This is a genomic window from Streptomyces durbertensis (assembly GCF_014156695.1).
GTDB lineage: Bacteria > Actinomycetota > Actinomycetes > Streptomycetales > Streptomycetaceae > Streptomyces > Streptomyces durbertensis.
This window is the reverse complement of the sequence record NZ_WMLF01000375.1, coordinates 1-5,337: the sequence shown is the minus strand read 5'-3', so window position 1 is coordinate 5,337 and position 5,337 is coordinate 1. Positions and strand designations below refer to the sequence as shown.

The window sequence follows — 5,337 nt, the reverse complement described above, 5'->3', positions numbered from 1 at the left end:
GGGCGGGGGCCGCCGGGCGGATCCGGAAGGCGTCCAGGTGCTCGTAAAAGGGCCGGCAGTACTCGACGTACTCCAGCAGCCGGGGCCGCTGCTCCTCGGGGACCCGGTAGTGGCGGCGGGGCTGGCGGAAGCCCTCGCTGCCGGCGACGTCCCGGTGCCAGCCGCTCCAGGTGCGCCATTCGGGGCGTTCGCCGGACGACCAGGAAAGCGCCTCGGGACGGAACGGGATGTCCACGGCCGCGCAGTAGGCGGCGAGCGTCCCGGCCGGGTCGGCGGCGAGATCCGCGGCGTTCACCACGGGCGGCACCGTGCCGGTGAGCTCCACCACCCGGTCGAAGAGGCGGGCGAGGGGTTCGTAGCCGAGCACCTCGCGGGTCAGGGCGGGGTGGATCGTGGCGTGGGAGAACACGGCCTCGGCCGGGTCCCTGACAAGGAAGGTGTGGGTCTGCCCCCGCAGGTACCCGGGGTCGTCGAGGAGGTGGTCGAGCACGTGGTAGGGGAAGTCCTTGTGGAAGACGGGGCGCCGGGACCGCTCCCGTTCCATCAGGTCCCGGATCTCGTGGTAGGTCAGCGGGTGGTCCGGGTCCGGGTGCTTGTGCGGTATCTCCGCCCGCTCCTCGTGCATGAAGAAGACGTAGGCGAACTCCTCGTGGAAGACGGTGAAGTCGCCACGTTCGGTGAAGGACCTCTCCATGGCGGTGGACATGGAACGCGGATGGCTCCAGAGCGCGATGGACTGGTACACGGGACCGCCTCTCGGTCGCGGAAGGTCGGAACGTGCCGGGCTCGCGGGGTCAGCCGCCCGCGGCGATGAGCTCGTGCCGGGGAGAGCTGGGGCTGTGGAACTGCCGGGCGGCGAAGTCGACCAGTTGGCGGGTGTTCTGCAACACCTCCGCGTAGGTCGCCACGAAGCACCCGTAGTGCCCGAACTCGGCCGGGTCCATGCCGTCCGGTTCGTACGCCTGCCGGAACGTGGGCAGCCGCCTCAGCCTGTCCAGCGTCCGGACGGGCACCGGGTCGTCGACCGCGTGCGGCCGGAAGCCGCGGAACTCCGACTGCCGCCTCGTCAACTCCTCCACGAAGGACGGCTTGCACGTGTAGACGGCGGACGCGCCCGCGGTCTCCTCCAGGTGCATGCTCAGCGTGCCGCCCGTGCCCGGCCCGTCGGCGAGCAGACTCGACAGCAGCGGCTTCAGCGGGAGGTCCTTCTCCCTGATGAGCGAGTGGATCCGCTTCAGCACGGCGATCTCCGCCCAGCGGAGGTCACCGGGAGTCAACCGGACATCGCGCGCGGCGGCCTCGTAGGCAAGGTCGGTGTTGGCCCCGAACCGGCCGATCATGTGGGTGAACACGGCCCGCCAGCGGGTGGTGTCCACCCCGGCGCTCCGCGCCGCGGCCAGCCCGCGTCCCACCGCCCGGGCACAGGCCAGGAACTGCGGCACGGTGTAGGAGAACGTGCTGTTGACCGATATGCCCCGCGCCACCAGCCGCTCGATCACCTGGTAGCCCTCCGCGGAGCCGGGCACCTTGACCATCATGTTCGGACCCAGGGCGGCGAGTTCGAGGGACTGCCGCAGCATCCGCTCCGCGTCGAACACCGTGCGCGGGTCGAGCTGACCGGAAACCCATCCGTACCGCCCGTCGGAATCCCGCCAGAGCGGCAGCAGCGCCCGCGCGGAACGGCGCAGCACCTCGCGGTAGACGGCGCCGTACGCCTCCTCGGGACGGGTCACACCGCCCTCCTCGATGAGCCGTCCCAGCCACGGCCCCCACCGGGTCGGAGTCGAGAGCACGCTCCGGGCCACCAGCGACGGGTTGGTGGTGACTCCCCGCACGAGCGAGTCCGCGGGGTTCTCCGGGTCGAGGAAGCGGCGAAGCTGTTCCCCCCACCGGTTGCGGGTCTCCTCGTCGGGCGCGTCGGCGACCACCCGCTCCCGCCAGTCCGGGAAGTCCAGGGGCGGCGAGTCCCACCAGATCTCCGTGTCGTCGGTGGTCTGCTGGAGTCGTTCGAGAACGCTTGTCATCGGAACCGCCTTGCCGCCTCTCGTCTGCTGACAACGTCGGGTCGCCCACGCGGGGCGTGCGCCCGGCGGGGGCCGGTCGAGCTCATCGGGCGTGCCCGGTCGGCACGCGGTCCGTCGTCTCCGCGACCAGCGAGGGAAGCCGGGACATGTCGGTGAAGACGCGGGCGCCGGCCCGTGCGAGCTGCCGCCCGGTGCCGCTGCCGTCAGGCGCGTAGCCGAGGACGCGCATCCCCGCGGCCACTCCGGCGGCGACCCCCACCGCGCTGTCCTCCACCACCACGCACCGCTCCGGGGCCGCGCCCGCCGCGCGGGCGGCGTGCAGGAAGAGGCCGGGGTCCGGCTTCCACACGCCCACCTCGTAGGCGCTGTGCAGCCGTCCGTCGAAACGCCGCAGGAGCCCTGTCAGCGCGAGGACGTGACGGATCTTCTCCATCGGGGCGCTGGAGGCGACGCAGTCCGGCACGTCGAGCGCGGCCAGTGCCTCCGCCACCCCGGGCACCGGGCGCAGCTCCCGTTCGAAGGCGGTGAACGTGCGGGCCCGGAACTCCTCGACAAAACCGTCGGGAAGCGGCCGGCCACCCAACTCGCCCAGTTCCGCGACCCAGTGGGCCACCTTCCGGCCGTGCAGCAGCGCGAAGGCCCCCGGCCGGTCGAGTCCGATCCCCGACTCCGCGGCCATGTCGCGCAGGACGTCCGCGCTGACCGTCTCGCTGTCCACCAACACGCCGTCGCAGTCGAAGATGACAAGAGCGGGGGTCACGGGTGCCTCCAAGCGGGCGTGAGGGGAACCGCCGGTGCGTCGCACCCAGCGAACCCCGCCGCTCTTACCGCTCCCTACCGCCCGCCTCCCCAGGCGCTCACGACGCAGCTCACGAAGGGTCCGGACGGCCCGCCGCCCGGTCCCGGCCCGCGCCCGGCCGTCCCCGTGCCGCCCGTGCCGGCCGTGCCGGCCGTGCCGGCCGTGCCGCCCGTGCCGGCCGTGCCGCCCGTGCCGGCCGTGCCGCCCGTACCGGCCGTGCCGCCCGTACCGGCCGACCGGCCCTCGTGCGCCGTTGGGTAGCGTGGGGCGCGAGGCGGCGGCGAACGGCCGCGACCGGGCACACGGGGGCGGAATGCGGATCGTGGTCGACGACCTCTCGGGGCGCGCGACGGTGGAGTTCCTGCGCGGGCACGTCGCTCAGTTGCGCGCGATCAGCCCGCCGGAGAGCACCCACGCGCTGGATCTCGACGGGCTGCGCCGGCCGGAGGTCACCGTCTGGTCCGCCTGGGACGGCGAGGTGATCGTCGGCTGCGGCGCCCTCCGACGGCTGGACGGGACGCACGCGGAGATCAAGTCCATGCGCACCGCGCCCTCCCGGCGGCGCGGCGGGGTGGCGTCGCGGCTGCTGGAACACCTCGTCGACGCCGCGCGGGACGCGGGCTGCGGCCGGCTCAGTCTGGAGACCGGTTCGGCGGAGTTCTTCGCGCCGGCCCGCGCGCTGTACCGGAAGTTCGGCTTCGCCGAGTGCGCGCCCTTCGGCGACTACCGTGAGGACCCCCACAGCGTCTTCATGACCCGCCTCCTCCACGAACCGGTCGGTGAGGCGACACCGGTACCCGGCCGGTGAGACCCGTCAGGACCTGATCTCGGCGGGTGGGGTGCGGTCGGCGTCGACCTTCTCGGTGCGGTCGAGCTCACCCCACACGATGTAGCGGTAGTTGGAGGTGAAGACCGGGGTGCACGTGGTGAGCGTGATGTACCGGCCGGCCTTCTTCTTCCCCGACTGTTCGGGGACCGGCTGGAGCACCTCGACGTTGTACTTGGAGGTCTTCGGCAGGATCGCGTAGACCTTGTAGACGTACCAGGTGTCCTTGGTCTCGAAGACGAGCGGGTCGCCTTTCTTCAGCTTGTGGATGTTGTGGAACTTGGCGCCGTGGCCGTCGCGGTGGGCGGCGAGCGTGAAGTTGCCCTTCTTGTCCCACGGCATGGCGGACTCGATCGGGTCCTTGTAGTAGCCGGCGATGCCCTGGTTGAGCTCCTTGGCGTTGGTGCCCTCCTTGACCAGGATCTCCTTCTTGCCGAGCTTCGGGGCGTGCAGGAAGCCGATGCCGTCGCGGGTGTCGAGCGTGCCGGGGCCCAGCGGCTTGGTGGGGCCGATGTCGCGGTCGGCGGCCCAGTGGTCGCGGACCTTGTCCGCCTGCTTGTCGGCCTGCCGGTCGGCTACGACGTTGGTCCACCACAGCGAGTACGCGACAAAGAGGCCGAGGACGACGCCCGTGGTGATGAGGAGTTCGCCGAAGACGCTGACCGCCGTGGCGAGCCGGCCGCGGGACCGGGACGTGGTCCGGCGGGCGGGGGATGCCGGGCGGTCCTCCTGCGGCGAGGTCGCGGGCGTGGCCGCGTCGCTCCGCTCGTCCTGGCTCACTGCCACTGCTCCCACCCGTGTGTGTCGCGTCACCGCGCCGCCGGTCAGCTCAGCGCGTCCGGCTTGCCCTTGCTGCGCGGCCGCTCCTCGACCATTGTGCCCCAGACGATCAGACGGTACTTCGAGGTGAACTCGGGCGTACAGGTCGTGAGGGTCAGATAGCGGCCCGGCTCGGTGAAACCGGACTGCCGGGGCACGGGGTTGAGCACGTCGACGTTGCGCGGGGTGGTGGACGGCAGCTGGCTGGCGACCTCGTAGACGTAGTACGTGTCGGACGTCTCGACGATGATCGGGTCGCCCGGCTTCAGCTTGTTGATGTACCGGAACGGCTCACCGTGGGTGTTGCGGTGCCCGGCGACGCCGAAGTTGCCCTGCTTGTCCCAGGGCATGGCGGTCTCCAGGCCGGACTTCTTGTCGTAGCGGCCGACCATGCCGCGGTCGAGCACCCGGTTCTTGTCGATGCCCTCGGCCACCGGCACCCGGACGTCGAGCTTCGGGATGTACATGATCGCGAAGCCCTCGCCGGGCGAGAACGTGTCGGCCTTGCGCTGGTCCCCCTCCTCGAAGGCCCGGGCGAGGTTGTTGGCCTCGCCCTTGGCGTGCTGGTTGGCCTGCACGTTCGTCCACCAGAGCTGGTAGGTCACGAACAGCAGCATCAGCACGCCGGCGGTGATGAACACCTCGCCGACGACCCGGCTGGCGACGACGCCGAAGCCCTCCTTGGACGCCCTGGCGGCCTGGGCCGCCGCCTTCCGCCGCGCCGCCCGGCCCCCGCCGGGAGGCTGCCCGTCGGCGGACCGGCGGTCGGCGGCGGGCGGGGAGTCGTCGGTGTCGGCGTTGGTGCCGGCGCCGGTGTCGTGGGTGCCGTCGGCGGCGGGCGTCTCGAAGTCGGGGGCGAAGTCGGGGGC

General features: G+C 72.0%; 6 protein-coding genes. 1 reads left to right on the top strand and 5 read right to left on the bottom strand.

The genetic code is table 11. The features are described from left to right. From GL263_RS20670 to GL263_RS20660, 3 genes are all read right to left on the bottom strand, one after another. The coding region (locus GL263_RS20670; protein ID WP_182857228.1) for a sulfotransferase-like domain-containing protein at positions 1-745 on the bottom strand (745 nt) is incomplete at its 3' end. A 49-nt stretch (positions 746-794) separates the two neighbouring features. Beyond that, entirely contained in the window at positions 795-2,024 is a 1,230-nt protein-coding gene (locus GL263_RS20665; RefSeq protein ID WP_182857227.1) for a transaldolase family protein, read from the bottom strand. Positions 2,025-2,106: 82 nt separating this feature from the next. Further along, positions 2,107-2,784, bottom strand: a complete 678-nt coding sequence (locus GL263_RS20660) for an HAD-IA family hydrolase (RefSeq protein ID WP_182857226.1) — start codon at positions 2,782-2,784, stop codon at positions 2,107-2,109. Positions 2,785-3,136: 352 nt separating this feature from the next. On the opposite strand from GL263_RS20660, the gene GL263_RS20655 reads away from it, so the two are divergent. Next, positions 3,137-3,631, top strand: a complete 495-nt coding sequence (locus GL263_RS20655) for a GNAT family N-acetyltransferase (protein ID WP_182857225.1) — start codon at positions 3,137-3,139, stop codon at positions 3,629-3,631. A 6-nt stretch (positions 3,632-3,637) separates the two neighbouring features. On the opposite strand, the gene GL263_RS20650 is transcribed toward GL263_RS20655, so the two are convergent. Both GL263_RS20650 and GL263_RS20645 read right to left on the bottom strand, forming a co-directional pair. Beyond that, positions 3,638-4,444 carry a class E sortase gene (locus tag GL263_RS20650; RefSeq protein ID WP_438947983.1) on the bottom strand — a complete coding sequence of 269 codons (807 nt, stop codon included), beginning with the start codon at positions 4,442-4,444 and terminating at the stop codon, positions 3,638-3,640. Between the two features lie 29 nt (positions 4,445-4,473). Further along, a partial coding sequence (locus tag GL263_RS20645) for a class E sortase (protein WP_228456702.1) occupies positions 4,474-5,337 on the bottom strand: 864 nt, incomplete at its 5' end.